This window comes from Janthinobacterium sp. SUN120 (assembly GCF_030397735.1).
GTDB lineage: Bacteria > Pseudomonadota > Gammaproteobacteria > Burkholderiales > Burkholderiaceae_D > Janthinobacterium > Janthinobacterium kumbetense.
This window is the reverse complement of the sequence record NZ_JAPUBW010000005.1, coordinates 136,760-162,718: the sequence shown is the minus strand read 5'-3', so window position 1 is coordinate 162,718 and position 25,959 is coordinate 136,760. Positions and strand designations below refer to the sequence as shown.

The window sequence follows — 25,959 nt, the reverse complement described above, 5'->3', positions numbered from 1 at the left end:
ATCAGGGAGCCGCAGGGACACTCATGATGCGCGGCACGTGTCCCGTATGCGCGAGGAAACTGACCAGCGTGGCATGCGACAGCGCCACCGTGGCCGTGTTGCGCAGCGGATGGGCTTGCACAGAGTCCGCTTCCCACACGGCCTGGTCCAGCACCAGTTCCACCGCCTGCGCACTGTCATGCAGCAAGGCAAACAGGCTGACGGAGCCAGGCGTGATGCCCAGGTGCTGCAGCAGGCGTTCGGGCGTAGCCATGCTCAGCTTACTGACTGGCAACAAGCGCCCCAGCGCCGCCAAGTCGATACGCTTGTCGAAAGGCACGATGACGAGGAAATGCCGGCGGCCCTTTGCATCGCGCACGAACAGATTCTTTACCATCAGGCCAGGCATGGCTGGCACGTGAATCAGTGCTTCATCGATGGTGTGCACGGCCGGGTGCTCGACGAACCGGACATCGCCGGCGCTGCTTGCCAGCCAGCGGGACAGGGTTTCTTGCATGGAGACTCCTCAGCGCGGACGCGATGAAAAGATTGTAGCGGCGCGCCGCGTGCTGCGCTTGCCGTCAGGGCTGGTTCTCGTCCTTGTCGTCCTTGTCGTCCTTGTCCGTCGCCGCCAGCCCCCAGTCATTCCAGCCTTCGCCAAACAGCTCGATCGGATGCTGCGTGCGTTCGGAACCATTGCCGCAGCGCATGGCATCCGGCGGACAATACTTGTCACACCCCCAGCAGATGCGTTCGGGGTTCTTCGGGTTTAAGGGAAAGGGCTTGGCCATGGGAGGCGATCGTGTTCCGTTGAGGGTTCCTTGTCGACTCTAGACCTGGCGCGGGGGGAGGTCAAACCAATTTCAGCTAGAAATTTGCTCAAGTCAAATTTGCGAAGATTGCTGTGGCGGTAGCTTGCGCCTGACGTTCACCCAAAGACCAGACTATGCCATCCAAAGATAACCATCATTCCCTTTCATAACTGGTCACCGCATCATTCGCATTACTCTCGATGACCTTCATCATCCTGGCATTGCCCCGATATTTCATCTTGAGAATTCTCAGCTGATTTTTCGCCGCCTTGCAGTATTGGTGCATGCTCTTGAGAATGTCATCCTGCTGCCGCTTGGGTAGCTCCCCATCAAACTCTCCCGCCAGGTGCGCGCATGCTTCTGCGTTATAGATAAAACTGCTGACATCCTTGGGGAGTGGCTCGGCTGAAAAAGCGAAAGAGAGAACAAAATAAACTGGCACTATCAGGAAAAAATCGCGCATAATTTTCCTTTAATAGCCGTTATTAGACCAGTGTGGCCGGTCGCTTCCAGGCCCGTTGTATTTCTTGACCCCATATGTCGCAGCGACCGCGATAAGTTGCCTGTTCATGCCGGTTCTCGGCAAAGTGGCAATCTTCACCAGATTACCGCTCGCATCTTTCACCTCCACCGTTCCGCTCCACATCACATCCATATCAATCGCAAGGCCAGAATTGTGTTGCGAGCGTAGTGCAGGCTTGATGGGCAAATGATTAATCTGCAAGACAATCAACATCGCCTTGGCAGCCTTGACAGATGCGTCCATTTCACCATGATCCCACTCGATATTCACCCCCACCATTTTGGGGATGTGTTGGGGATCCAGCTGTTTTCTTGCGAGTCTCCAGGCATAATGCATCAGGTAAGAGCGTTGCGGTGGTCTATAAGTGGCATTGATTGCAACCCTGATCCCCGCCTCTTTCATTGCATGCAGAAAGTCTTCTACGGCCAGACGAAAATTTCCTGATAAATCCCTCGTGTTAGTACTGCTTGGAAATTTTCGTCCCCATTTTTCACCGCTGAGTTCGTCATCCATCTCGCCTCCGCCATAAAGTATCCTTAATTTAATGCAAAATTAAAGAGATAGCTTTGACAGGAAACAGGAGGCTTGGGGTAGCCGTATCAACTGCATATAATCGCCTTATCGCGTAGAAACGGCCACTTCCAGCACGATACGCGCCACATTGACACCGCCGTCGGCGGCCGGCTGTGCCTTCAGCTCATCTTGCGCGTAGACCATCGTCACCATGGCGCCAGGCACGAACAGGCTGATGTCTTGCTTGTGGTTTATGTAGATGCTTTCGTCCACTGCCGAGCCATCCGCCAGGCGCAAGGTGAAGCTGTTGACCTGATCGCCACGGCGGCTGTCCTGGCCCGCGAAATACGTGCGTTCGATGATGCCCGTCAAGGTTTGCGTCGGGAGGCGCTGGGCCTCGATGCTTTCCCACCAGACTTCGGAAGCGAACAGGCCATGCCTGCCTTTCAGGCCCATGTGGGGCCTGGCACTGTCGAGGGTGAGGGCCTGGGTTTTGGCGACGCGGCCGGGATCTTTTGCCAGGGCTTCGGCGAGGGTATAGACGGGTTTCATCAGGTGCGGGAATTGTTAAAACGGTCGCTCAATGTTTGCGCCGGATGACGTAAGCGTTGCCGGCAGGCTCGAAACCAAGCGCCGGATAGTAGGACATGGCGTCCGGGGCGGAGAGCAGTATCAAGGACACGTCGTCGCCGATGATCGCCTGGGTGCGCTTGACAAGTTCCTTGCCGATACCCAGGCCCTGGTACCGCTGGTCGACGGCCAGGTCCGACAGATAGCAGCAATACGCATAATCGGTCAGCGACCGAGCCAGCCCCACCAGCTCATTATCCACCCAGGCCGACAGCGAGAGGCAAGGCGCGGCGAACATGCGCGCGATTCTCGGGAGATTGGCGGTCGGACGCTTGATGCCGGATTGATCGAAGACACGGACGACATCGAGCGGATCGAGGGGGAAGTTATGGCGATATTCGACGGTGATGTTTTTCATTGGTTCACGGGTGTAAAGAGTTCGCGCATGGCGCGTTTGCATTCAAAATATTGCCATTGCGGGCACGGGAAGAAACCTCTTGTATGCAATAGTATAACCAGCGGTCATCCAGGCCTGTTGACGATACGCCCCAAGCGGGCGGAGGCAGCGGGATCTGCCGGTTCATGGCGTGACGGCGCCGGAGCGCGCCAGAAGCCATGATGCCACCGGGTGGCCGCCAACTCCCTCGCCGGCATGCCGTACGTTGATTCAAGCGCCTCCGACCTGTTAAAATATATGCAAATTTCAATAAATAAACCCGTAAATAACCCGGATTTTTCAGATACAAGGAATGTGCTTAGCCAATGAAAGCCATTATATTCTGCACCAGTTTCATAAAAGATGCGCCATCCTGGGAAAGCCGGTATCAACGGTGGCTCGACTACTACGAAAACATACCAATCAATGCAATAAAAAAAATAATGATTGACGATGGTTCGCCATTTCTTCCACCTGCCGAAATCATCAAGACGGTTTCCCATAAAGATACGCTGATTTCAAATGACGAGAAAAATCTCATCATTCGCTTCGATAACAATCTGGGGCGACAAAGCGGGATTGATTATCCTGGCTGGTGGCGGAGCTTTCTCCACTCCATCAATGTGGCAAATGAATTAGGCGTCGATAAAATCATCCACATCGAGTCGGACGCCTATATTATGTCGCCGCACCTGGCAAATTTCATCAATGAAATAGAATCAGGCTGGAACGTCCTATGGTCTCCACGCCATCGTTTTCCAGAGACTGCCATTCAAGTCATCTGCAGAGATCAGTTTGGCATTTTTGAGAAATTCAAGGACGACAACCCGAGCCTGGCTTTCCCGGATATCGCGGAAAATTTGCTTCCTTTCACAGCTGTACACAAGCAGTTCAAAGGCGACCGCTACAGCGATTTCACGAAAAACAGATGGATATTCCGTTCGCGAAAATTCAACAAGATCCCGATCTTTCAGCGGGAATTTTTCTGGGAAACGATACCGCCGGATGCTGACTTTGTCACCCAGGGGGTTAGCCGTCAACAATTCACCTATCGACGGGGCGAAGAAGCCTGACTGCGTCACGCTGAAAATTCGCCAATGCGCACATGCCTGGCGATGCCCCTTCCTATCCAATATCGAATAGACCTGGCAGGATGTAAATATATTGCTACCCTCACAATTGAATGAACGCATGTACGCCCCCCTTGTCGTTTCTTTTTTTCTTGTTGCCGGTATTTCACCGGCACTCGCGACCACAATAGACGAGGATCGGACACGAGGCGACATACATGGCTTGTTTGAGATAAGGGATGCTGCCGTCAAGTTTATTGCAGCAGAAAATCTCAAAAATGGAACAAGATGGCAAGTCATGCAGCCGAACCGGAAGATTCTGGTTACCAAATGCGCAGCGCCTTTGCGTGCCGCATGGGTTCCGAAAAGCCACGGCCTGTCTGGATTCAATGTTGCCGTGAGTTGCGCCAAGACCGTCAATCCCGCGATACAGCATAAATGGGAAGTGTTCGTGCCAGTTAGCCGTTAAAGGGGGCATCGCGCATAAATGATCGCTTGGGAAGCCAAGGTCGAATGGGCGCGAGGGCCAGTTCTGCCATTGGCGCATGGACAAAGGCGTTGGACGTCGTCGATGCCGGCTCAATTGAAAAGCAAGCCACGAAATAGATATCAAGGCAATTGGGCCATGGACAAATAAAAGCAATCCTCCCGCACCTGACCTGACAACATGCGATAAAAAAGCCAGTCAAATGACTGGCTTTTCTTATTATGTCGGACTTTCCTGAAACTGTTTTGCACTATCACAAATCTCATACCATGCAGGCTTGGAGCCAACATGCACATGGAATTGTATTCTTGCTTCAGGGTCATCATCCAGGCAATTGACTGAGATTGGAAATGAATCATTCTCTGAGCCAATTTCCCCTAAAGAAGTTCCGCATTTTTTGCAAAAAGTTCTTGCATATGTAAACGGAGGCTCCGGCTCATAACGTTGAATGAATTCCCGTCCCGCCAGCAAGGTAAATGAATTTTTATCAACGAAGGCCAGGGCGCTCGCTCCGGCCTTCCGGCAACGGGAACAGTGACACATGCCCATCATGCCCGGGGGGGATGCCAATTCAAACTTTACCGAGCCACAGCAGCAACTGCCTTTGATCATGAGGAGTCCTTTTTGAAAGTTGACACTGTATTTTTACACAGTATTTCCAAAAAGACAAGGCGCACATGATTCAGAAAGTACCGCGCGCGCAAGGCTGCCGCGCAGCGGGGAATTGCTGCCGCATCACCGGATATCGGCAGACTATTCTTGGCCATCAGGGCCAGATCATCTCCAGACCGACCATCTTGACGACGAAGAAGGTGACGAGCCCCAGGCCCAGGAGCGTGAGCACGAAGAGTGCGGCCACCTTGCCGCCCGCGCGCAGCACCGCGCGCGCCTCCTGCTCTTTCCCCTTCTTCCCTTGATCGTAATGCCACTTGATGGCGAAGAACATGCCCGTGCAAAGCACGAGAGCCTTGAACGTAACGAAGACTATAGGGGTCCAATCCATCATTTTGAGTATTTCCAGGTTTTATTACTTGATACTGTCTATCGTGAGGAGCACTTCCCCAAAACGCTGCTTCCGCAACTTCTGTTCAAACCATCCCCCAGGGCATCCTGCGTGACTCTTTCATTATAGCCAGCTATGAAATATCAAGAGCACCGAGCGCCGTGATTTGCCGAATGCGGATGAGCGAGGTGAAAACGTCAGCGACGGCCATGCAAGGATGGTGTTGCTGCAGGTTCTGACACATACTACTTTAAAACAATATCCATACATTGAGACAAAATGTCCCAGTTGCAAACCATACAAGATTGAAACCTGACCATCTGCTTGCCGCGCCTGGCCGGGAATAATGGGCCACGTTTTTTGCGGGTTGCGGAGGCGTTGCAGGCGGCGGTGGCGGAAGGATCGCTGACACCGGGTGACCGCCCGCCTCCGCAGCGCCGGTTGGCGGCACGTGTGCGTCCCCCTCGAATTACTCAGGAAAACCATTGCCAACTGCAATAGTCGCCGCCTTCATCGCAATCATTTCGGCCCCCGGGAGGCCCCTGTCAGCATTGGTCAGCACCGCCACATACAGCTGTTTCTCGGGCAGACGCAATGCGTAGGTGGAAAAGCCGGGAATGCCGCCGCCATGTGACTGCATTGGCATGCCGCGCATCTTGCGCACGCTCCATCCGTAGCCATAGGGAACACTTTTGCCGTCGGCCAGGACATGGGCGGTAAACGCTTTCTGCTGGCTGGGAGGCTTAAGCAGTGTGCCGGCGCTGACGGCGGCATCCCAGCGCGCCAGGTCGTCCACCGTGGACACGAGCGCTCCGGCCGCATACGGCAGCGTCATGCTGACCGCCTTGCCTGGTTCGAAGCCGGAGCCGGCACTGCTGCGCGTATAGCCCTTGGCGCGCATCGCACTGCCACGCTCATGGCCTTCGTACGCGCTGTCGCGCATACCGAGCGGCACGAAGATGCGCTGCTCGACGAATTTGGCATACGACAGGCCTGATACCTTTTCGATAATTGCACCCAGCAAGAAGTAACCTGAATTACTGTACGCATAGCGCGTGCCTGGCTCGAACTGGAGCGCATCGTTCTTGAAGCTGTCTATCATCTGAGTCACCGTCTGATCCGTATTCATTCCCGCCTCAAAGGTCGGCTTGTTGGTAAAGTTTGCGATGCCCGAGGTATGCGTCAGCAGATGCTCGATCGTAATGCGCTTGCCACCGCTGGGGTAGTCGGGAAGGAACTTCTGGATGTCGTCGTCCAAAGCCAGCTTGCCTTCATCCGCCAGCATCAGGATGCCGGTGGCGGTGAACTGTTTGCTGATTGAAGCGATGCGCATCACGGTGTCCGGGGTCATGGGCAGGCCCTTGGCCACATCGGCCATGCCATACGCCTTGCGAAACACGGTAAGGCCGGCCTGCGTGACGATGACAGTGGCGCCAGGCTCGTTTGCCTTGAACAGGGGCGCGATCTCGCTGTCGATACGTGCGGCCAGCGCCAGTTCTTCGCTGGCCCCAGTGACGCTTGCAGGAGCGGCGGTGGCGGCGGAGTCAGCATGGCTGGCGGGAGCTTGCAGCACCAAAAGCAGTGTCAGCAGCAGCGGTGAGGCGAGGCGACGCGAGTAAAGTTTCGACATATGGATATCCCGTTGAAAGTGGCTCGGCAGCGCGACCGTTCGCGCCAGCTCAGTAAGGAAGATAAAGAGGATGACGGCAAAGAACCAGCGGCTTGCGACGAACTGCATTTTCGGCGGACAAGCGGAAGAAAAACGTCGTTTTTTTAGCACGCACCGGGCTGGTCGAACGGATTGCCGTTTTTGCCAGTATTTACTTGAACATACAGTCGCCTTGTTGCACAATCAGCCATTTTCCTGGTGGGAGATGCACGATGAGTGACCAGAAAGCGGCCGGCGCCCTGACGATGGCAGATGTGACGGCCAGCGAGATCGCGGGCGATCAAACGCCGCAGCCGGCCAGTGCCGCGCCCTCGGCGAACTGCGCCAACCGCCAGGCGCCGCTGGCCGGCGCGTTTTGCCAGGCCTGCGGTCAGCCGGCCCACATCCACCATTCGCTGCTGCACCTGACCGAAGAAGTCGTGCACGGCATCCTGCACTTCGACGCCAAGGCTTGGAAGACGCTCCCGCTGCTGGTGGCCTTTCCGGGCCGCCTGACGCGCCGCTACATCGACGGCCAGCACAAGAACTATGTTTCGCCGCTGGCGCTGTTCCTGTTCATGGTCTTCCTGACCTTCTTCGTCACCTCGTTCGGCAGCGGCCAGCTTCTCAGCCGCGACGCCAATATCGCCTCGCTGACCAACCACGCCGCGTCTGACAAGCTCCGCGTCGAGCGCAATGAGCAGGCGCTGGAGGAAGCCCGCAAGGCCAATACCGGGGTCGCCGGTGTCGAGAAGGCGCTGGCCGTTTCGCGCAAGCTGCAACACGAAGCCGAGCAACGCCTGCTGTACGTCGCATCGCCCGAAAAAGTGAACAGTGAGGAGGCGATTGAGCTGAGAGAGCCCGGTTGGTTCGACAAGACTATCTCCAGGATCGCGTCCAGCCCGCCCAATCCCGACGCCACCTTTCCTGAGCTGGAAAAAAGCTTTCATCACGCCGCAGAGAATCCCGAGTTGGCGTTTTACAAGCTCAAAAACACGATCTACAAGTTCTCATTCCTGCTGATCCCGATCTCGCTGCCCTTCATGTGGCTGATGTTTTTCTGGAAGCCTGGCGTGACCATGTACGAGCATGTGGTGTTCGTGCTGTACTCGCTGTGCTTCATGTCCTTGCTGTTGACCGTGCTGATACCGCTATCGATACTCAACCAGGGCTGGCTGATCGGATTGCTGGTGTGCCTGGCGCCGCCCCTGCACATGTTTCTGCAGCTACGCGGCACCTACAACCTGGGCAAATGGGGCGCGCTGTGGCGCACTTGCATGCTGCTGGTAGTGGCCAACATCGTGTTTTGCGTGTTCCTCGTGCTGGTGTTGATGAAGAGCGTGCATTAGGGTCATAAAAACAGGGGGAGGATTCGGGGCGGGCTGGGCAGGTAGGCCCAGCCCTTTGAATCTCATACGCAGGACGCCGCCCTGCTCGTTTCCGCTAGACAATAAAAAACCGCCCGAAGGCGGTTTCTTTATTTCCTGGCGGAAGCGGTGTAATGCGAATAGCTAGGAATCATAAGACTCTTCAGTCAACACTCAAAAACTGTACCTACAGAAATACCTACGAACGAATATCGGCAAAAAAAATACTTAGCGAAAAATATCACGCTGCTGGAGCTGGATCAGCACATAGTCGGATGCTCAAGTATGTAGGCAACTAACTCTCGCAGCCATATAACACATGGAATCAGAGGGGGGGCGATAAGCATAGAGCAAAAGGACACAGCTCAACAACATTCCACGTTGCCACTTAAAAGACTACATTTTGCTGATGTAAATCAAACCTTCGTCAATCATCAACCAAGATCAACTTGTAGAATGGAACCTCAATCGGAAGGTGGGAGTCCATGCTATGCACCTCAACAATAAGCATCAACTTAATGGTTATACTTTCGTCATCTCCACCGCCCTCTCGGTTGATGGGCGCTATCGGGGACTGATTTGGATTTCACAGCGAGGTGACAACGGAGCTGTACTTGACCCAGCATTGTGTATCGAGACGCCAGGGGCGCTAAAATCAATCCAAGCGATAAAAATCGAGGCTCTAGCCTATGTTCAGGAGCTGATGCAGAGCGACGCGCTTGGGCCACTTCTGGATGCACAGATGGAAGACACAGCCCAAAACCAGTCCTACTGAGCAACCAAATTAAGATGCAAGAATTGCTGTCGTCCATTATTATCCGCGAGCACTCCCACACTCCTATCAAATTTGAAAAGCAAAGCTATCAACTAAAAGCCGAGAGATTTTCTCCCGTTGCGTGCCCCCGGCGAGAAGGCGCACAACGAACCTGATTTCTCCCCGATTCTTTCGCTTTATACAATGCCTTGTCGGCGGCCTCGACCAACTCAATAGGCTGGTTTTCTAAATAAATCGGAGAAAAAGCCTCCACACCGATACTCACGGTCACAATCCCAAGCGGATTTCCAGTATGTGCAATTTCCATCGATTGAACAGCGCCACGAATACTCTCGGCAACTGCCAATGTTCCGGCGAGGTCGCTTCCGGGTAGCAACACGACCATCTCCTCACCACCATAGCGGGCGGCAAGATCACCTGGTCGGCGCATACTATAAGCCAGCACCTTGCCAATTTTTCTTAAACACTCATCGCCGGCCACATGACCATAAATATCGTTGTATCTTTTAAAGAAATCAACATCGATCATAATTAATCCAAGCGAACTTTCCCCACGCTGCGCACGATTAAACTCTCCCATTAACGACTCGTCAAAATGACGCCGATTTGCTAGTCCCGTCAACCCATCCTGATTAGCAAGCCGAGACAAAGTTTCATTAATCAATTCCAACTCAATTCCAGCCAACATTAACTTTTGCTCAGTTTTTGAACGCAGATTTATTTGCTTCGCCATACGATAACCAAGGTAGGAAATGAGCAATACCAAAATCCCGCCAACCAAAAACTGAAGATAAACATCACTGCGCCAATTCGCCAACACTTCATCTTGCGACAATGCAGCGGAGACGGCCAAAGGGTATTCCTCAACCCTTCTATAGCTATTGATTCGTGTAACCCCGTCCAATCTCGATTTTATGGATGCCGTGCCTATCGGCCCTTTTGAAAGATAATCCTTAAACAATGGGAACTGCGATATATCTTGTCCAAGCATTTTTTCATCAAATGGCCTTCTCAATAAAAGTATGCCTTTTCCACTTGCGATAAAAATTGCTCCTCGCTTACCTATCGAAAATTTATCATAAAATACTTTGAAATATTTCATATCAATTGTAGCAAGGGCAACACCGCCGAAACTTCCATCAGGAAGATTAATGCGACGCGATACAGTAATAATCCAATCGCCAGTCGACTTGCTGCGTACAGGCGGACCGATATACGGGCCACGTTCGGTATTATTTCTATGGTACTTAAAATACTCTCGATCAGCATTATTCAAATTCTTTAGCAACACTTTCTGAGAATTGACCAGCCAGCTACCATCTTTGGCATAAACGAACACTCCATGCAACTGGGGTAACTCCGCCACGCGCATAACCAGTAGATCATGAATACGGGTCAGTTCAAGGTCAGAGGTTCCATCCTTCTCTATACGCTCTACCAACCCAATCAATGCGGTATCAGTTTCTTTGATCGTGTCATAGGCATGCTGGGCTACCGACTGCGCCAGATTAGCACTTTCCCGGGCGGCTTCGCTTAGCTGCACGTCTCTTGCACGCCATGCCATCCAGACCTGAATTGCAAGAAGTGACATACAAACCACGACAACAAATGTGATCGCCACCGGTAACAAGGAAAAGCGCTTGAAGCCCGAGCCCATCATCCGCGCCGGCAAGCTATTTGAATCGGCCATGGAACAACTCCCATTTACATGTGGAAAAGATTGTGCGCCAAATAGCGCTCCAAATACTCACACATCGTAACAAATAAGATGTAAAAAAGTTAAAAACAACACTACCACCTCACAATCTCGAATGGATGTCGAACAGTCCACATTTTTTGTAAAAATTGGGTTGCAGGGCAATCTGGCCACAAACGGGAGAACATTCCGCGCACAAACTCAAATTGGCGAAAAACTGCGTCAAAATGCGTCAAATCGCATGATCCCTCTTCGCCCCGCCGCGCCAGTCCTCATGCGCCTTCGGCCATGGCGCAAATTTGAGTCAAAAGACCCCTAACTAGCGGGCAGGTGTGGAGGGGGGACAACTGCGCGCGCCGGGCCGAAATGGGACTTTTTCTTGCATCTGGAGCAACATCAATCATCAAGACGTGAAAAAGCCGCCTCGTGGGCGGCTTGTGCGGTCGCTGGGGCGTTCCGGCGCGGCTGGGCTGTCGCGGCTCCACCCTGCCGGCTATCGCGGCGTGGCGGTCATCCTGGGCGGCCGGCGCGGATCATCGCCGCCTGTTCCTTGTCGTAGTCGTCGCGGCAGTCCACATCGCAGAACAGCAGCGCGGGCGCCAGCGCCTCGTCGCAGTAGTGGCAGCAGCCATGCGGCGCCAAGCCAGGCCGGCGGCGCACGGCGGCCAGGCCGCGCGCCACCTCGGCGAAGATGATCTTGTCCGTGTTGTCGATGTGATCGCTCATGCCGCGCCCTCCCCGCCCGTGGCCAGGTCATACGGGGCGAACTTCACCACTTCCACGCCGGCCCACTCGTTGATCGCCATGAACTGCGCCTGCAGCGGCACCAGCTCGTTACGCGCGAAGACACGCGCGGCCGGTTCGACGGCGCCGAAGCCGCCGGCATTGTTCGGCAGGATGCCCATCAGCTGGGGCGGCACGCGGTGCGCAGCCAGCTGGTCGTCGCGCGTGACGCTCTTGATGTTGAAAAACTCGTCCTTGGCGGCCACGTCCGACACCGGCAGAATCTGGATGCCGTCCTTCTTGCCGTTCGGCGCGTACATGAACAGGTTGCGGAAGTTACCCGGCCCCTTGCTGTCGCGCATGGCCTGGCGCAGGTTGTCCACGTCCTGGGTGTTGGCGGCCGCGTCCGTCATGTAGAACACGAAGCCGGCGTGTGAGCCGTTCTTGTAATACTTGCGACGGAACAGGGTGGCCGCCTCGTTGAGCCAGGCCGACTGCAGCGCGCTCAGGTACTGCGGCACGCCATACAACTCCTGGTTCACGTCCGGCTCCATCAGGTGAAAGACGCGGCCCTTGTCGAACTGGTGCACGGCTTGGTAGCCGTTGACGAAGAAATACGTGTCCAGATCGACGCCGCGCCGCATGTACTTGGCCAGCGCGTGCTGGTACGCCAGCGCCTTGCCGCTGCGGCTGGGCCGGTCTTCCAGGTAGGCGTTGCCAAACGTCAGGAAGTCCAGGGCCATGCGTTTAAAAGCGTCGCGCGACAGGTACTTGCTGGGAATCAGGGTGGACGCCAGCACGTTGGCCTTGAAGTGGATCGCGCTGCTGTGGTGCACGCCGGCATTGAAGGACTTGGCCAGGCCCGCCAGGTTGACGGGCGGCTCATACCAGTGGCCGTTCTTCCAGCATTCGAAGCAATCGAGGATATCGGCGTGCTCGAGCACGGGCGTGGGGTCGCCGAAGGAAAACGCCTCGATGCCGGCGGCGGCCGGCGCCGTGGCCGCTGTTGATGGGGCGCCCTGGGCCTGCTGGCCGCGCGCGCGCAAGTGTCGTGCTTTTCTCAAGAATAAATCTCCATGAAAGAGTGATGGTTGTCGGTGGTGCCTTCGAACGGCTCGTGATCGAGGGCGTGCATGCAGGCCCACGCCAGATCGGCGTGGCCGGTTTCGTCGCTGCGGCCGGCGACATAGGTCACGTGCCGCCCGCTGGGGGTCAGGGTCTTGTGGATGGCCATGAAGGACTGCGCGATGTCCGTCCAGCCGGCGTCAAACTCCAGCCGGCCCTTGCTGATGATGTTTTTGGCCTTCAAGACCATGCGGGTCTTGACTTCGGGCGAGTAGTTCAGCGGCGTGACGGCCGGGAAGAAGCCACGCACGATGGGCAGCACGCCGATACCCATGCCGGTCGTGTCGATGCCGATGTATTCGACGTTGTAGCGCTGGGTCATCTGGCGGATGGCATCGGCGTGGTCTTCAAAGCTCTGCCCGCGCCACTGGTGGCGCTCCAGGATGCGGAACTTGCCGCCGGCCGTCATGGGCGGCGCCAGCACGACGCAGCCGGCGCTGTCGCCGTTCAAGGCCGGGTCGTAGCCAATCCACACGGGCCGGTTACCGAACGGGCGCAGGCCCAGCAAGGGCTTGTAGTCATCCCATTCGACCCAGGAATCGACCATGCAGCGCTGCAGCTCGGCCAGCGGGAAGACACTGGCCGAGTCGTCAATAAAATTGCACATCAGCAGGTTGTCGAACTGGTCGGGGCTGTATTCGAAGTTGCGCAGTTCGTCGATGTCGAACAGGTTGCAGCCGCCGCGCTCGGCGTCAAGGATGGTGACGATCTGGCGCCAGATTTTGTCCTCGCCCGTGAATCCCGACGACAGGCGGCCATGGCTCACATCAATGTTCACCTGGTCGGCCTTGGCGCGGCGCTTGTTGAACAGCTCGCCCGTCCAGAACGGGTAAGCCTGGTGCGTGGTCGAGGATGGCGTTGAAAAGTAGGTCTTGCGCCATTTCTTGTGGATGGCCATGCCCGAGGCCACCTTGTTCAACTCCTGGAAATTCTGCGTCCAGAAAAATTCATCGAAGTAGAAATTACCGTGGTAGCCCTGCGCCGTGCGCGCGTTCGTGCCCAGGAAGTACAGGTGCGCGCCGTTCGGCAGCACGATGGGATCCCCCGTCAGCTCGATGCCGGCCGCTTCGCGCGCGAATTGCACGATGTATTGCTTGAAGACGTGCGCCTGCGACTTCGATGCGGACAGGAAAATCTGGTTCCGCCCGGTTTCCATCGCGTCGGCCAGCGCCTCGCGCGCGAAGTACCAGGTGGCGCCGATCTGGCGCGACTTCAAAATGGCGCGCGTGCGCTGGTCGCCGTTGCGATACCAGACTTTTTGATAGTCGAACAGCGAATCCTGGAAGGCGTCGAGCAGCTGGATTTTCTGTTCTTCGCTGAAATCGTTGCGCGTCGGTTTCTTCTTCGGACCCGCATTGCGGTTCGCCAGCTTGGGGTTGAGATCGACCTCGTTGCCGCCCGGCTGCTCATAGCGGCGCACGCGCGCCATCTGCACGATGGTGCGCGCCAGCAAGTCAATTTCCTTGTAGTCGCTGCCGCTCTTGACCTCTTTTTCGATCAGTTTCACCAGGCGCAGCTCGGCCGACGCTTCCACGTGCTCGATGGCCTGCGCCTTGTCCCACTCGTCGCGCTCTTTCCAGCTATTGATGGTGCTGCGCTTAATTCCGAGGTGGCGGGCGATGGACGAAATGCGCCAGCCCTTCCAGTACAGGGCGCGCGCGGCTCGGCGCGGCTCGGATTCGGGCACGGCCAATTCGGCGATTTTCTCGTCGGGGGTTTGTTCGCTTGTTTTCTCAATTGTCAGCATGCCGCCAGCGTAGGCCGCGCGCGCGCGGAGCGGGGAAAGGCAAAAGTCGCTATGACCCATAGCAACCCGCACCGCATTGAATCGCGGCGCCAAGACGTTGACCATGGCGTTATCCGATCAACCGAGAACATCCACCATGTCCAAACCATCGACAAAGCCATCTAAGTTTTTCCGCGTCGCGACCGAAGGCGCCACCACGGACGGCCGCAATATCGACCGCGCCACCATCGAGCAAATCGCCGCCACCTACAACCCGAAGACCTACGGCGCGCGCATCTGGCTGGAACACATCCGGGGCATCCTGCCCGACGGCCCGTTTAAAGCCTACGGCGACGTGATCGCCGTGAAAGCCGAAGAGGTGGACACCGACAGCGGCAAGAAACTGGCCCTGTTCGCGCAAATCGAACCCACGCCGGAGCTGATCGCCATCAACAAGGCAAAGCAAAAGCTGTACACCAGCCTGGAAATCCAGCCCGACTTTGCCGACTCGTCGCAGCCCTACCTGGTCGGCCTGGGCGTCACCGACAGCCCGGCCAGCCTGGGCACCGAGGCGCTGCAATTCTCAGCCAGCCGCAAGCAGCAAAGCACCAACCTGTTTACGTCGGCCGTCGAGGTCACGCTGGAATTTGACGAGCCGCAGGGCATCAAGCTGGCCGACGCCGTGAAAAACCTGCTGTCGCGCTTTTCGAACAAATCCGGCGCCGACGCCGCGCAGTTCGCCGACATCAGCGAAGCCGTGCAGGAACTGGCCGGCCACGTCGTCACCGCCAACGACAACTATGCCGATGCCCTCAAGCGCCTCGATGCCGCGGAAAAGGCGCAGAAAGCGACGCAGGACGAGCTGGCCGCCTTCAAGGCGCAAATGGACGAAGCGCCCGGCAACGGCCCGCGCCGTCCGGCCGCCACCGGCAACGACGGCGCCGTGCAGACCGAGTTTTAAGCGCGCGCCATCCACCAACACCCCATTCAACAACGGAGCACTGATTCATGAAAAAGCAAACGCGCCACGTCTTTGGCCAGTATGAAACCCGCCTGGGCCAACTGAACGACACGGACAACGTGGCCAAGACGTTCAGCGTCACCCCCAGCGTGCAGCAAAAGCTGGAAACGAAAATGCAGGAATCGAGCGAATTCCTGTCGAAAGTGAACATCATCGGCGTGACCGAGCAGGAAGGCGAAAAGCTGGGCCTGGGCGTGTCCGGCCCGATTGCCGGCCGCACCAACACCAAGGACAAGGAACGCAAGACGCGCGACCTGTCCACCCTGGACGGCACCAAATACCGCTGCGAGCAAACGAACTTCGACACGCATTTGAACTATGCCAAGCTGGACGCCTGGGCCAAGTTCGCCGACTTCCAGTCGCGCGTGGCTAATGCCATCTTGACCCGCCAGGCGCTCGACCGCATCGTCATCGGCTTCAATGGCGTGAAAGCCATGGCCGACACCGATCTGGACGCCAACCCGCTGTTGCAGGATGTGAACAAGGGCTGGCTGCAGCACCTGCGCGAACTGGCACCCGAGCGCGTGCTGGGCCTGGTGGCCAACGGCATGCCGGGCAAGGTCGTCATCGGCGACGTGGACGGCGCCGAGTATGCCAACCTCGACGCGGCCGTGACGGATGCCGTCAACCTGCTCGATCCCTGGTATCAGGAAGATACCAATCTGGTGGCCATCGTCGGGCGCAAGCTGCTGAACGACAAGTATTTTCCATTGGTCAACACCAAGCAGGCACCGACGGAAACCCTGGCGGCCGACATCATCATCAGCCAGAAGCGCATCGGCGGCTTGCCGGCGGCGCGCGTGCCCTACTTCCCGGACAACGCCATCCTGATTACGCGTTTCGACAATCTGTCGATCTACTTCCAGGAAGGCGCGCGCCGCCGCCGCGTCGAAGACGTGCCCAAGCGCGACCGCATCGAAAATTACGAATCGTCGAACGATGCCTACGTGATCGAAGACCTGGGCCTGGCCGCGCTGGTGGAAAACATCGAGCTGAAAGACAAGTGATGGCCAACCAATCCCCCGCCCTGCGCCACCGCGCGCGCATGCTGGCCGAGCGCACGGCCGGCGCCGCTGCGCCGCAGGGCGTGACCACCGGCAGTGCCTATGAGCTGATGCTCTATAAGCTGTCCGATGATCGACGCCAGCTGAAATCCATCCAGTCGGTCCAACGCAAGATCGAGGTCAAGGCCACCATGCTGGCGACCTATGCGCAGTGGATCGACGGCGTGTTGGCCGGCGGCAAGGGCGCCCAGGATGACGTCTTTGCCACCTTGCTGGTATGGCACATCGACACGGGCGAATATGACCGCGCCCTGGTCATGGCCGCCTACTGCATGGAACATCGCTTCACCCTGCCGGAAACCTACAGCCGCGACATTCCGACCATGATGCTGGACGAATTCGCCGCAGCCTACCTACAGGGCAAGCTGGGAGACGATCCCCAGCATGCCGTGGCCGTGCTGAGCGCCGTCGAAGCCATGACGGCCGCCAGCGATGCGCCCGACCAGGCGCGCGCCAAGCTGCACAAGGCCATTGGCCTCGCCATGATCGCCGTGCTCGATCAGGCCGACGACACGGACATCGCCCCGGCGCTGGTGGCGCAGGCGGAAACGGCCATGACCCAGCTGAAACGCGCGCGCGCCCTGTCCGAGTCGTGCGGCGTCAAGAAAGATATGGAACGGCTGGAACGGCGCCTCAAGCGCGCGGCCGGTTCCGCGTAAGAGCATCCCCCGCAGCACGGCGGCACGGGGGGATTCTGGCCACGCATCGTCAACGATATTGACCTGATGAACCCCGTCCACCGCCCCCTTTTGAAAGCGTCCCGTATGTCCTTCATGGCCCTGCCCCCGTCCATCCCGCACGGCGCCTCCCCGGCGCCGCTAGCGCCGGCCATCGGCATCATCGAGAACGACGGCTGGTTTCCCGATATTGCGCTGGCCGATATGCGCGACGCCATGCGCCTGGACGGCACCGTCACCGACGCGCGCCTGGTGCAAGCCGTGGTGGACGCCATCCTGCACGTCAACCGCGAGCTGGCCGACTGGCAGGCCACGCATGCCCAAGCCGGTATTGCCGCCCTGGTGGACGTGCCGGCCGCGCGCATCAACCGCGAGTCCCGTTTGCTGGCGCAGTACCGGCGCGCTGTCTACAGCACGGCGAAAGCGGACCTGATCGAGCGTTACCGCGATTACGACAGCACGGCCACGTCCGTCAGCGACAAGAAAAGCATGGAATGGCTGGACGAGGCACCCGGCGCGCAGCGGCGCAATGCGCAGTGGGCCATCGCCGATATCGTCGGCCGCACGCACCTGACCGTGGAATTGATCTGATGCAGGTACGCACGCAGCAACATGACACCGTAGACGCCCTGGTGTGGCGCTACCTGGGCGACGGCGCGGGATACGTCGAGCAAACCCTGGAAATGAATCCCGCGCTGGCACGCCACGGCGCTGTGCTACCTGCCGGCCTGGTCGTCACCCTGCCCGAGCCGGCGCCCGGCACGGGCCAGGTGCCCGCAGTCGATCTTGTGCAGCTATGGGATTAACCGTCGCACTACCCCTTTTATCCATCATGAAAAATCTATCACCCCTCTCACCGGAGAATCAAGCAATGTCCGCAGAATCGTTTGGTGGTTTCGCCACCCTGGTCAAACTGTACGGCTTCAAGGCGGCGCTGGGCATGGTCGGCGCCGCCATGTTGTACATCGTACTGCCGCCGCTGAACAGCGACGGCACCTTCAACAAGGGCGAGTTTGTCGCCCGCCTGGCCTGCGCAGGCGTGTTCTCGTGCCTGCTGGGCGGCACCGCATACCAGCTGCTGTGCGCCCAGCTCCCCGCCATCGGCGCCATGGTCAACGCCAGCGCCATCGACCTGATCGTCGGCGCGCCCGGCTGGTGGGTATCGCGCGCAGTGGCCCTGTGGTTCCAGCGCCGCAGCGACAAGGACATCGCCGAGCTGGTCAAAGACGCGAAGGAGCATTGATGGCCACCATGGAAAATCCCCTGATTGCGCGCGTCATCGACGCCATCCTGCACGCCGAAGGCGGCTACGTGAACGACCCGCAAGACAAGGGCGGCGAAACCAATTACGGCATCACGGTGGCCGTGGCGCGCGCCAACGACTACACGGGGCCAATGCGAGATTTGCCCGTTACGATGGCGCGCGCTATCTACACGGCGCGCTACATCACGGAACCCAAGTTCGACCAGGTGCTGGCCCTGCATGCCGGCATCGGCGCCGAAGTGATCGACACGGGCGTGAACATGGGGCCGCACCGCGCGGCCGAGTTCCTGCAGCGCTGGCTGAACGGTTTCAACGACACGGGCGCCCGCTACCCCGCCCTGTTTGTCGACGGTCGCCTGGGCGCGCAGTCGCTGGGAGCGCTTGCATCCTTCCTGACATGGCGCGGCCAGGATGGCGCCACCGTGCTGCTGCGCGCCTTGAACGGCTTGCAGGCGGCACGCTACCTGGACATCACCGAGGCCAACAAGACCCAGCGCCGTTTTCTGTTCGGCTGGATCAAGGATCGGGTGGCCATGTGAGCACGACCACCTGGCGCCCGCTGGCCGCCTGCCTGCTATGCGGCGCCATCGCGGGCTGGACAGCGCAGGGATGGCGCAAGGACGCCAACATCGCCGAATTACAGCGCGCGGCCGCCACCAACAAAAGCACCGCCGCCAGCGCACTGGCCCAGGCCACTGCCCGCGTGCTGACGCTGGAGCGCGCCGCCGGCGCCGCCCTGGTACAGCGCGCCGACCACCTCACCCAGGAGCAAACCCATGCGAAAACCGAGCGTGACCGTTTTAACGCTGACGTGCGCAGCGGCGCTGTGCGCCTGTCAATCCCCGTCGCCAGCGGCCAGTGCGCCGCAACTGCAGATACCACCGCTGCCGCAGGCCATCGGATTGAAGCGCGCGCCGAACTTGACCCAGCGACTGCGGCAGCTCTTGACGCCATTGCCGGCGACGGCGACGACACCGCCCGCCAACTGAACGCCTGCATCGACGCCTACAACCTAGTACGAGACACCTACCATGTACAAACCGAATAGCCTGCGCCAGCACCTGGCCGCCGCCATCCCCGACCTGCAGCGCGACCCCGACCGCCTGCTGGTCTTCGCCGACGAGGGCAACGTGGTGGCATCGGCCACCTCCTCCCTCTCCTTCGAATACCGCTTCAAGCTCAACCTGATCGTCACCGACTACGCGGGCGACGCGGATGCCATCATGGTGGCCCTGATCGCCTGGCTCAAAGTCCACCAGCTCGACCTGATGGCCAACGAGGAAACACGCAAGCACGGCATTGCCTTCGAGGTGGACTTCAATAACCATGAAACGGTGGATATTTCGATCAAGCTCGACTTGACCGAGCGCGTGGCCGTCAAGACCGGCGAGGCCGGGCGCCTCGACATCAAGCACCTGGCCGAGATACAGCACATGCCGGCCTACGCGGACGAGTTCTGGAAGCTGTATGCCGGCGAGACCCTGCTGGCCGAATGGCGCACGCCCGAGGCCACGCCATGAGCGACGACCTGCACGCGCTGGAAACATGGGCCGGCGCCCTACTGGCCAAGCTGCAGCCAGCCCAGCGCCGCGCCATCAATCACAAGGTGGCCATCGACCTGCGCCGCAGCCAGGCGCAGCGGATCAAGGCGCAGCAGGGACCGGATGGCACGGCCTACCCGGCGCGCAAGCGGCGCAAAGAATTCAAGGGGAAGAATGGGCGGATCAAGCGGCAAAAGGCGGCCATGTTCGCCAAGATTCGTAGCGCCAAGCACCTGAAAGCAAAGGCGACAGGCAACCAGATTGAGGTCGGTTTCTTTGGCTGGGTGGCGCGCGTGGCGCGGGTGCATCAAGATGGCCTGACGGATAAAGTCACGAAGAGGGGTACGAGTTATACATATCCTGCACGACAGTTGTTAGGCATGAATATTCTTGACAAAACACTAATAAGAGAATCATTGTTGCTCCACATGTCAGAATTATGAAAATAGAAATCACTTACTTTCAAAGTACATCATTGACTATTATTTAACATAAAACGATACTACCTATTTCAGGGTTTCCAAGGGAAAAGTAGTGAAAAATACCATTCAAGTACAAGAAGTTGTAGAGCCAGAATCTGGAAAAGTACACCGTTTTTATACATATAATCGAAAACCTTGCAAACGTGTTCCGATTGATACAAGGCTGAGTCGACAACTTGCAGGATATGCATTGATTGAGAAAGACCTTCGCAGCGTTGGAGTTTGGTTAGCCGAGATCGATTCTTTGCGTGCGAACGAAATAGAGATTAAGGGCCATATCTTAGCAAAAGATAGAAAAATGTATAATGTTATCAAAGGACTATTTGTCGCCGCATTAACATTTTATGGTAAATGTTTCACTAGGTGCGAAGGTAGACCAGTTAAATTAGAAAGGAAGCAAGTTGAAGAAAAATACCGATTAAAACACGATGACTTATTAAATTATCGAAATAATTTTGCTGCCCATAGTGGGGCAAAAAATCTTGAAAGTGTAGGAATTGCGGTCGTCTTACCTAGGGTAAAAAAAGGGGAAACTTATCCTCAACTATATAGAGAATTATATCAACCAGATCTATTTATTACAAAAGAAGGCGGCATAGACTTCAAGGAAGTGGTTGAAAGCATGAGGGAAGTTGTTTTAAAGAAAATACAATTACTTAGCGATAAAATAATGAAAGAAGAAGTAATGCCTCTTGGCCTTGACCATTGGCTGAAAAAATAATTTTATCATTTTCTGAAAACTTAAAATTAAATAAAAACAATGGTTTTCTATCTTTCCGAAACCCGCATACTCAGCCCCCCCCATAGTTAATAAGCGGAATATCAACCCGCCCCCGCGTGCATCCGCGCGCGGACTTCGGCAACATGTACTGCATGAACGCCGACCTGTCCGACCTCCTCCGCTTGCTGCAAAACCTGATCCGCCTGGGCACCATCGCCGAGGTCAAAGGGGCCAAGGCACGCGTCCGGCTCGGGCCGACACTCACCACCGAATGGCTGAACTGGGCAACACGGCGCGCCGGCAGCACGCGCACCTGGTCGGCGCCCACCATCGGCGAACAGGTGATCGTCTTTTCTCCTGGCGGCGACCTGAGGCGCGGCATCATCCTGCCCGCTCTGTACTCACAGGCGTTTGACGCGCCCGAAACCAGCGACAGCATCCACACCACGCACTACCCTGACGGCGCCGTGGTGCAGTACGACCACGCGGCCCATGCCCTGACGGCCACCCTGCCAGGCGGCACGGCCACCATCACCGCCGACAAGGTGACATCGAACGCGCCCAGCACCATTTGCACAGGCGACCTGACCGTCATGGGCAATCTGCTTGTCGAGCAATCGGCAACCGTCAACGGCGCCACCGCGCTGAATGGCGGCGTGAACGCCAAGGCCGGCGCCGCCGGCGGCGTGACCATGGCCGTGCAAGGGACAATCCAGGCGACCGACGACGTGCTGGCCGGTGCCATCAGCCTGCTCAAACATCCGCACGGTGGCGTCAAGCAAGGCGGCGACCAGTCAGACGGGCCACTGCCATGATGGGCATGCACGCCACCACCGGGCGCAGCCTGACGGGCCTGGGCCACTTGCGCCAGTCGGTCGCCGACATTCTCACCACGCCCATCGGCTCGCGCATCCAGCGCCGCCGCTATGGTTCCGAAGTGCCCGAGCTGATCGACCAGCCCCTGAACAGCGCCACGCAGTTGCGCATCTATGCCGCCACCGCCTTTGCCCTGCGCCGCTGGGAGCCTCGTCTGCAGCTCGCCAGCGTGCAGCTCACGCGCGACACGGACGGCGCCATCGCGCTGCTGCTCGATGGCACGGCCAATGGCCAGGGCATCACCCTGTCCGTGCCCGTCAAGCAAGGCGGCAGCGTATGAGCACGCCTATCGACCTGACCCAATTGCCCGCGCCCAGCGTCGTCGAGGTGCTGGACTTCGAAGCCATCCTCGCCAGCCGCAAAACGCATCTGGTCAGCCTGCTGCCGGAAGCCGAGCGCGCGGCCGTCACGGCCCTGCTGGAGCTGGAATCGGAACCGGCCACCAAGCTGCTGGAAGAAAACGCGTATCAGGAAACCATCTTGCGCAACCGCGTCAACGAGGCGGGCAAGGCCGTCATGCTGGCGTTTGCGCTGGACGGCGACCTGGACCAGCTGGGCGCCAACGTCAACGTGGCGCGCCTGGTCATCACGCCGGCCAATCCGAACGCCCTGCCGCCCGTGGCCGCTGTCATGGAAGACAACGACGCCTACCGCCTGCGCATCCAGGAAGCGCCGGACGGCCTGTCCGTGGCCGGCCCGAAAGCGTCCTACGAATTCCACGCCCGCAGCGCCGACGGCCAGGTCAAGGACGCGAGCGCCACCAGCCCCGCCCCGGCGCATGTCATCGTCACCGTGCTGGCCAACAACGACACCGGCATCGCCGACGCCGCGCTGCTGGCTACCGTGGCGCGCGCGCTCAACGCCGAGGAAGTGCGCCCCCTGGGCGACCGCCTGACGGTACAGGCCGCCCAGGTCATCGATTACCAGATCGAGGCCACCTTGTTTATCGGCGTCGGCCCGGAGGTGCCGATCCTGCTCGATGCCGCGCGCGCCAACGCCGTGCGCGTGTCGCAGCCGCGCCGCCCGCTGGGCCACAGCATCTACCGGTCCGCCTGCAGCGCCGCCGTCCACGTCGAAGGCGTGCGCAAGGTCGTCTTGAACAGCCCGGCCGCCGACATCGAGCTGAACGCCACCCAGGCCGCCCGCTGCACCGCCATCAAGTTGAATGTGGTGGTGCTCGATGAATAAGCACGTGGCCACCCTGCCGCCCAACACCACGGCGCTGGAGCGCGCCATTGCCGTGGCCTGCGCCGAGCTGGTCAACGTGCCCGTGCCGCTGCGCGAGCTGTGGAGCGCCGACCGCTGCCCCGTCGCCCTGCTGCCGTTTCTGGCCTGGGCCTGTTCCGTCGACCGCTGGGACGACGCCTGGCCCGAATCGACCAAGCGCGGCGCCATCAAGGCGGCCTATTTCATCCACAAGCACAAGGGCACGATTGCCGCCGTGCGCCGCGTGGTGGAATCGCTGGGCTATCTGATCCGCATCACCGAATGGTGGCAAACCACGCCACCGGGCGTGCCGGGCACCTTCCGCCTCGACGTCGGCGTGCTGGACACGGGTATCACGGACGCCATGTTTCAGGAAATGGAACGCCTGATTGCCGACGCCAAGCCCGTCAGCCGTCACATGACGGGCTTGGCGCTTTATCTGGAAAGTCGCGGCACGGTTTACACCGGCATTGCCGCGTACCACGGCGACGTTATGACCGTCTATCCCTGGATTGCGGAAACCATCGAAGTGCGCGGCACACTGTTGCAGGCCGGCGCATCCCATACCATCGACACCCTGACCATCTATCCATGAGCACATATTTCGCTATCCTGACGCAAGTGGGCGAGGCCAAGCTGGCCAACGCCATCGCCCTGGGGCAAACCCTGAAACTGAAAAAAATGGCCGTGGGCGACGGCAACGGCACCCTGCCGACTCCCGACCGAGGACAAAAGGCGCTGGTGCGCGAGGTGCACCGCGCCGACCTGAACAAGTTGGACAAAGACCCGGACAACACCAGCCAGATCATTGCCGAACAAGTATTGCCCGAGAACGTGGGCGGATGGTGGATGCGAGAACTTGGCATCTACGACGAAGCCGGCGACCTGTGCGCGGTGGCCAACTGCCCGCCCAGCTACAAGCCGCTGATGACCGAGGGCAGCGGCCGCACGCAAGTGGTGCGCATTGTGCTGATCGTCGCCAGCACGGCCGCCATCGAACTGAAAATCGACCCGTCCATCATCCTGGCCACGCGCCAGTATGTCGATGAACAGATCATTACCGTGCGCGCCTACAGCGATGCGCAACTGGCCAAGCACCTGGCCGCTGCTGACCCGCACCCGCTGCTGGCCAAGGTCGCTTATGTCGATCAGCAAGACACCAGTGCACGCGCCTATGGCGACCAGCAACTGGCCAAGCACCAGGCTGCCGCCGATCCGCACCCGCTGCTGGCCAAGGTCGCCTATGTCGATCAACAGGACACCAGCGCACGCGCCTATGGCGATCAGCAGCTGGGAAAGCACCTGAGCGCTGACGACCCCCATCCGCAGCTGGCCCAGCGTAGCCATGTGGATCAACAGGACAGCAGTATCGTTGCCTACGGTGAACAGCAGCTGGCCAAGCACGCAGCGGCGGCCGATCCGCATCCGCAATACAGCATGAAGGAAGTGGCGACACTGCCGAAGTTTGACGCGTCTAAAAAACTGGCCAATGCCGAGTTTGTGCAGCAATCGCAAGGCAATATTATTGGGCATGATGCGGTGGGAATGGACCGCAGCCTGACCCCTGATGATATCGGCAAAGCGCTGTACTTTTCGGCGCCAAACGTGATTTTCACATTGCCTAAGCCTCGCGATCTTGGTTTATCAACAAATTCAGGCAAGTGCATTCACTTCTTTGGCTTTGGTGGCAATACGGCAAAAATCGTCCCAGGAGCGGGTGCCAATATCAGCTTCATTGTAGGAGGCGTCCCTTTCATCGAATTGAAAACGGGGCAATACCTCACGCTCACTGCAGCGTCCGATGTTGTATGGCAGGTCATCGACTCGACCGCCGAGCTGTGGCGCAATGCCGACTTTGCGGCAATGGTGTCTTCGAGCGGCTACCAGAGATTACCCAGCGGCATGATTCAGCAGGTCGGCGGCGGAGCGCAGACACCGGAATCTGGCTATGTCGACGTGATCTTCCCGATTCCGTTTCCGAACGAGTGTTTTCACGTCTTCACTGGATATGAAGGGCAAGGCGGAAGCGGATCCGTCGCGCCCAGCAACGTCAACGCCGGTATGAAGACAAAAACAGGCTGCCGCCTGTACACCTACAACGGAAATGCGCTTTCGGGCGGCATCACCCCATCCTATTTTGCGATTGGAAAATAATCATGGCCGTCAGATATTCACCGAGCACCGGATTCTTTTACCCTACCTGCATCGAGTACCAGGACATCCCATCCGATGTGTTTGAGGTATCCGAGGCGGACCACTTGGCCGCCCATACCGCCCGCGCATCCGGCGGATCGTTCAAATTTGTCAAAGGGACGCTGCGCATCACACCACCGGCCCCCATTCCCTATGGCCAGGTATGCGCCGTCTACCTCAACACCGTTCGCGCGCGCCGTGACGGCATCCTCAACCGCCTGGCCGGTATCGGCTTTGCCGCCATGGCCAGCGGCGACGCGGAAACCGCGCAAGCCATCACCACGGCGCGCACCTGCCTGCTCGACATCACCATCTGCCCGACGGTCGCCGCAGCACAGGATATGGACGCCCTGCAAGCGGCCGTCAGCGCCGAATTCCAGCGCATCGCCGACGCCTTGCCGCAAGAGGCCCGGCGCGCCTTCGATGATGCAGGCAGCCCCCAGTAACACCCCCGACATTTA

At 58.3% G+C, this 25,959-nt stretch carries 34 protein-coding genes and 1 pseudogene; 22 read left to right on the top strand and 13 right to left on the bottom strand.

What is annotated here, in order from left to right; translation table 11 throughout:
- Position 1 precedes the first annotated feature (1 nt).
- The 6 genes from O0879_RS23435 to O0879_RS23410 all read right to left on the bottom strand — a co-directional run bounded on the left by O0879_RS23435 (position 2) and on the right by O0879_RS23410 (position 2,815).
- The gene (locus O0879_RS23435; protein ID WP_289919056.1) at positions 2-496 is read right to left on the bottom strand and encodes a prolyl-tRNA synthetase associated domain-containing protein; all 495 of its coding nucleotides are present in this window, start codon (positions 494-496) and stop codon (positions 2-4) included.
- 64 nt (positions 497-560) lie between these two features.
- A complete protein-coding gene (locus tag O0879_RS23430; protein ID WP_289919055.1) occupies positions 561-770 on the bottom strand; it encodes a DUF3079 domain-containing protein in 210 nt (69 codons plus the stop codon).
- A gap of 175 nt (positions 771-945) precedes the next feature.
- Positions 946-1,254: a hypothetical protein gene (locus O0879_RS23425; protein ID WP_289919053.1), complete on the bottom strand. Its 309-nt coding sequence runs from the start codon at positions 1,252-1,254 to the stop codon at positions 946-948.
- 9 nt (positions 1,255-1,263) lie between these two features.
- A complete protein-coding gene (locus tag O0879_RS23420) occupies positions 1,264-1,827 on the bottom strand; it encodes a hypothetical protein (protein ID WP_289919050.1) in 564 nt (187 codons plus the stop codon).
- Positions 1,828-1,932: 105 nt separating this feature from the next.
- Positions 1,933-2,379 carry a hypothetical protein gene (locus O0879_RS23415; protein ID WP_289919048.1) on the bottom strand — a complete coding sequence of 149 codons (447 nt, stop codon included), beginning with the start codon at positions 2,377-2,379 and terminating at the stop codon, positions 1,933-1,935.
- A 28-nt stretch (positions 2,380-2,407) separates the two neighbouring features.
- Positions 2,408-2,815 carry a GNAT family N-acetyltransferase gene (locus O0879_RS23410; RefSeq protein WP_289919046.1) on the bottom strand — a complete coding sequence of 136 codons (408 nt, stop codon included), beginning with the start codon at positions 2,813-2,815 and terminating at the stop codon, positions 2,408-2,410.
- A gap of 344 nt (positions 2,816-3,159) precedes the next feature.
- On the opposite strand from O0879_RS23410, the gene O0879_RS23405 reads away from it, so the two are divergent.
- Positions 3,160-3,906, top strand: a complete 747-nt coding sequence (locus tag O0879_RS23405) for a hypothetical protein (RefSeq protein WP_289919044.1) — start codon at positions 3,160-3,162, stop codon at positions 3,904-3,906.
- A 118-nt stretch (positions 3,907-4,024) separates the two neighbouring features.
- A complete protein-coding gene (locus O0879_RS23400; protein WP_289919043.1) occupies positions 4,025-4,372 on the top strand; it encodes a hypothetical protein in 348 nt (115 codons plus the stop codon).
- 237 nt (positions 4,373-4,609) lie between these two features.
- On the opposite strand, the gene O0879_RS23395 is transcribed toward O0879_RS23400, so the two are convergent.
- Both O0879_RS23395 and O0879_RS23390 read right to left on the bottom strand, forming a co-directional pair.
- Positions 4,610-5,002: a GFA family protein gene (locus tag O0879_RS23395; RefSeq protein ID WP_077401386.1), complete on the bottom strand. Its 393-nt coding sequence runs from the start codon at positions 5,000-5,002 to the stop codon at positions 4,610-4,612.
- A 154-nt stretch (positions 5,003-5,156) separates the two neighbouring features.
- Complete coding sequence (locus tag O0879_RS23390) at positions 5,157-5,396, bottom strand: hypothetical protein (RefSeq protein ID WP_077401383.1); 240 nt, start codon at positions 5,394-5,396, stop codon at positions 5,157-5,159.
- A gap of 309 nt (positions 5,397-5,705) precedes the next feature.
- On the opposite strand from O0879_RS23390, the pseudogene O0879_RS23385 reads away from it, so the two are divergent.
- Positions 5,706-5,846: pseudogene (locus tag O0879_RS23385) on the top strand (PLP-dependent aminotransferase family protein); the annotation flags it as partial.
- A gap of 16 nt (positions 5,847-5,862) precedes the next feature.
- Here O0879_RS23385 and O0879_RS23380 read toward each other — a convergent pair.
- On the bottom strand, positions 5,863-7,131 hold the full coding sequence (locus tag O0879_RS23380) for a serine hydrolase domain-containing protein (protein ID WP_289919040.1): 1,269 nt from the start codon (positions 7,129-7,131) through the stop codon (positions 5,863-5,865).
- 143 nt (positions 7,132-7,274) lie between these two features.
- Here O0879_RS23380 and O0879_RS23375 point away from each other — a divergent pair, with 143 nt between their 5' ends.
- Together O0879_RS23375 and O0879_RS23370 are read left to right on the top strand one after the other, a co-directional pair.
- Positions 7,275-8,390, top strand: coding sequence for a DUF3667 domain-containing protein (locus O0879_RS23375; RefSeq protein ID WP_289919039.1), 1,116 nt, complete (start codon positions 7,275-7,277; stop codon positions 8,388-8,390).
- A gap of 508 nt (positions 8,391-8,898) precedes the next feature.
- Positions 8,899-9,183 (top strand): hypothetical protein, encoded by a 285-nt coding sequence (locus O0879_RS23370; protein WP_289919038.1) that lies wholly within the window; start codon positions 8,899-8,901, stop codon positions 9,181-9,183.
- An 88-nt stretch (positions 9,184-9,271) separates the two neighbouring features.
- Here the strand turns inward: O0879_RS23370 and O0879_RS23365 are convergent, their stop codons facing one another.
- The 4 genes from O0879_RS23365 to O0879_RS23350 form a co-directional block, all read right to left on the bottom strand.
- The gene (locus O0879_RS23365) at positions 9,272-10,873 is read right to left on the bottom strand and encodes a sensor domain-containing diguanylate cyclase (protein WP_289919037.1); all 1,602 of its coding nucleotides are present in this window, start codon (positions 10,871-10,873) and stop codon (positions 9,272-9,274) included.
- A gap of 516 nt (positions 10,874-11,389) precedes the next feature.
- Positions 11,390-11,605: a hypothetical protein gene (locus O0879_RS23360; protein WP_289919035.1), complete on the bottom strand. Its 216-nt coding sequence runs from the start codon at positions 11,603-11,605 to the stop codon at positions 11,390-11,392.
- Positions 11,602-12,666, bottom strand: coding sequence for a phage portal protein (locus O0879_RS23355; protein ID WP_289919033.1), 1,065 nt, complete (start codon positions 12,664-12,666; stop codon positions 11,602-11,604). Before O0879_RS23355 ends, O0879_RS23360 begins: the two co-directional genes overlap by 4 nt.
- Entirely contained in the window at positions 12,663-14,474 is a 1,812-nt protein-coding gene (locus O0879_RS23350) for a terminase ATPase subunit family protein (protein ID WP_289919031.1), read from the bottom strand. Before O0879_RS23350 ends, O0879_RS23355 begins: the two co-directional genes overlap by 4 nt.
- A 136-nt stretch (positions 14,475-14,610) precedes the next feature.
- Between O0879_RS23350 and O0879_RS23345 the strand changes: the two genes are divergently transcribed.
- The 17 genes from O0879_RS23345 (at position 14,611) to O0879_RS23265 (ending at position 25,944) form a co-directional block, all read left to right on the top strand.
- Positions 14,611-15,414 carry a GPO family capsid scaffolding protein gene (locus O0879_RS23345; RefSeq protein WP_289919027.1) on the top strand — a complete coding sequence of 268 codons (804 nt, stop codon included), beginning with the start codon at positions 14,611-14,613 and terminating at the stop codon, positions 15,412-15,414.
- A gap of 47 nt (positions 15,415-15,461) precedes the next feature.
- Positions 15,462-16,481 carry a phage major capsid protein, P2 family gene (locus tag O0879_RS23340; protein WP_289919025.1) on the top strand — a complete coding sequence of 340 codons (1,020 nt, stop codon included), beginning with the start codon at positions 15,462-15,464 and terminating at the stop codon, positions 16,479-16,481.
- A complete protein-coding gene (gpM, locus tag O0879_RS23335; protein ID WP_289919023.1) occupies positions 16,481-17,197 on the top strand; it encodes a phage terminase small subunit in 717 nt (238 codons plus the stop codon). Before O0879_RS23340 ends, gpM begins: the two co-directional genes overlap by 1 nt.
- A 105-nt stretch (positions 17,198-17,302) precedes the next feature.
- Complete coding sequence (locus O0879_RS23330) at positions 17,303-17,806, top strand: head completion/stabilization protein (RefSeq protein WP_289919021.1); 504 nt, start codon at positions 17,303-17,305, stop codon at positions 17,804-17,806.
- Complete coding sequence (locus O0879_RS23325) at positions 17,806-18,021, top strand: tail protein X (protein WP_289919020.1); 216 nt, start codon at positions 17,806-17,808, stop codon at positions 18,019-18,021. The genes O0879_RS23330 and O0879_RS23325 overlap by 1 nt, the downstream gene beginning before the upstream one ends.
- Before the next feature lie 65 nt (positions 18,022-18,086).
- Entirely contained in the window at positions 18,087-18,458 is a 372-nt protein-coding gene (locus O0879_RS23320) for a hypothetical protein (protein WP_099388137.1), read from the top strand.
- A complete protein-coding gene (locus O0879_RS23315) occupies positions 18,458-19,018 on the top strand; it encodes a glycosyl hydrolase 108 family protein (RefSeq protein WP_289919019.1) in 561 nt (186 codons plus the stop codon). The genes O0879_RS23320 and O0879_RS23315 overlap by 1 nt, the downstream gene beginning before the upstream one ends.
- Positions 19,015-19,527, top strand: a complete 513-nt coding sequence (locus O0879_RS23310) for a lysis system i-spanin subunit Rz (protein ID WP_289919018.1) — start codon at positions 19,015-19,017, stop codon at positions 19,525-19,527. Before O0879_RS23315 ends, O0879_RS23310 begins: the two co-directional genes overlap by 4 nt.
- On the top strand, positions 19,511-19,999 hold the full coding sequence (locus tag O0879_RS23305; RefSeq protein WP_289919017.1) for a phage tail protein: 489 nt from the start codon (positions 19,511-19,513) through the stop codon (positions 19,997-19,999). The genes O0879_RS23310 and O0879_RS23305 overlap by 17 nt, the downstream gene beginning before the upstream one ends.
- Positions 19,996-20,463: a phage virion morphogenesis protein gene (locus tag O0879_RS23300; RefSeq protein ID WP_289919016.1), complete on the top strand. Its 468-nt coding sequence runs from the start codon at positions 19,996-19,998 to the stop codon at positions 20,461-20,463. Before O0879_RS23305 ends, O0879_RS23300 begins: the two co-directional genes overlap by 4 nt.
- A 91-nt stretch (positions 20,464-20,554) precedes the next feature.
- Entirely contained in the window at positions 20,555-21,223 is a 669-nt protein-coding gene (locus tag O0879_RS23295) for a hypothetical protein (protein ID WP_289919014.1), read from the top strand.
- Between the two features lie 116 nt (positions 21,224-21,339).
- A complete protein-coding gene (locus tag O0879_RS23290) occupies positions 21,340-22,038 on the top strand; it encodes a phage baseplate assembly protein V (RefSeq protein ID WP_289919012.1) in 699 nt (232 codons plus the stop codon).
- On the top strand, positions 22,035-22,379 hold the full coding sequence (locus O0879_RS23285; protein ID WP_289919011.1) for a GPW/gp25 family protein: 345 nt from the start codon (positions 22,035-22,037) through the stop codon (positions 22,377-22,379). The genes O0879_RS23290 and O0879_RS23285 overlap by 4 nt, the downstream gene beginning before the upstream one ends.
- Positions 22,376-23,287 (top strand): baseplate J/gp47 family protein, encoded by a 912-nt coding sequence (locus O0879_RS23280; RefSeq protein WP_289919009.1) that lies wholly within the window; start codon positions 22,376-22,378, stop codon positions 23,285-23,287. The genes O0879_RS23285 and O0879_RS23280 overlap by 4 nt, the downstream gene beginning before the upstream one ends.
- Positions 23,280-23,900 carry a phage tail protein I gene (locus O0879_RS23275; RefSeq protein WP_289919006.1) on the top strand — a complete coding sequence of 207 codons (621 nt, stop codon included), beginning with the start codon at positions 23,280-23,282 and terminating at the stop codon, positions 23,898-23,900. Before O0879_RS23280 ends, O0879_RS23275 begins: the two co-directional genes overlap by 8 nt.
- Positions 23,897-25,459, top strand: coding sequence for a phage tail protein (locus O0879_RS23270; protein WP_289919004.1), 1,563 nt, complete (start codon positions 23,897-23,899; stop codon positions 25,457-25,459). The genes O0879_RS23275 and O0879_RS23270 overlap by 4 nt, the downstream gene beginning before the upstream one ends.
- Before the next feature lie 104 nt (positions 25,460-25,563).
- On the top strand, positions 25,564-25,944 hold the full coding sequence (locus O0879_RS23265; protein WP_289919003.1) for a hypothetical protein: 381 nt from the start codon (positions 25,564-25,566) through the stop codon (positions 25,942-25,944).
- The last annotated feature ends 15 nt before the right edge of the window (positions 25,945-25,959 follow it).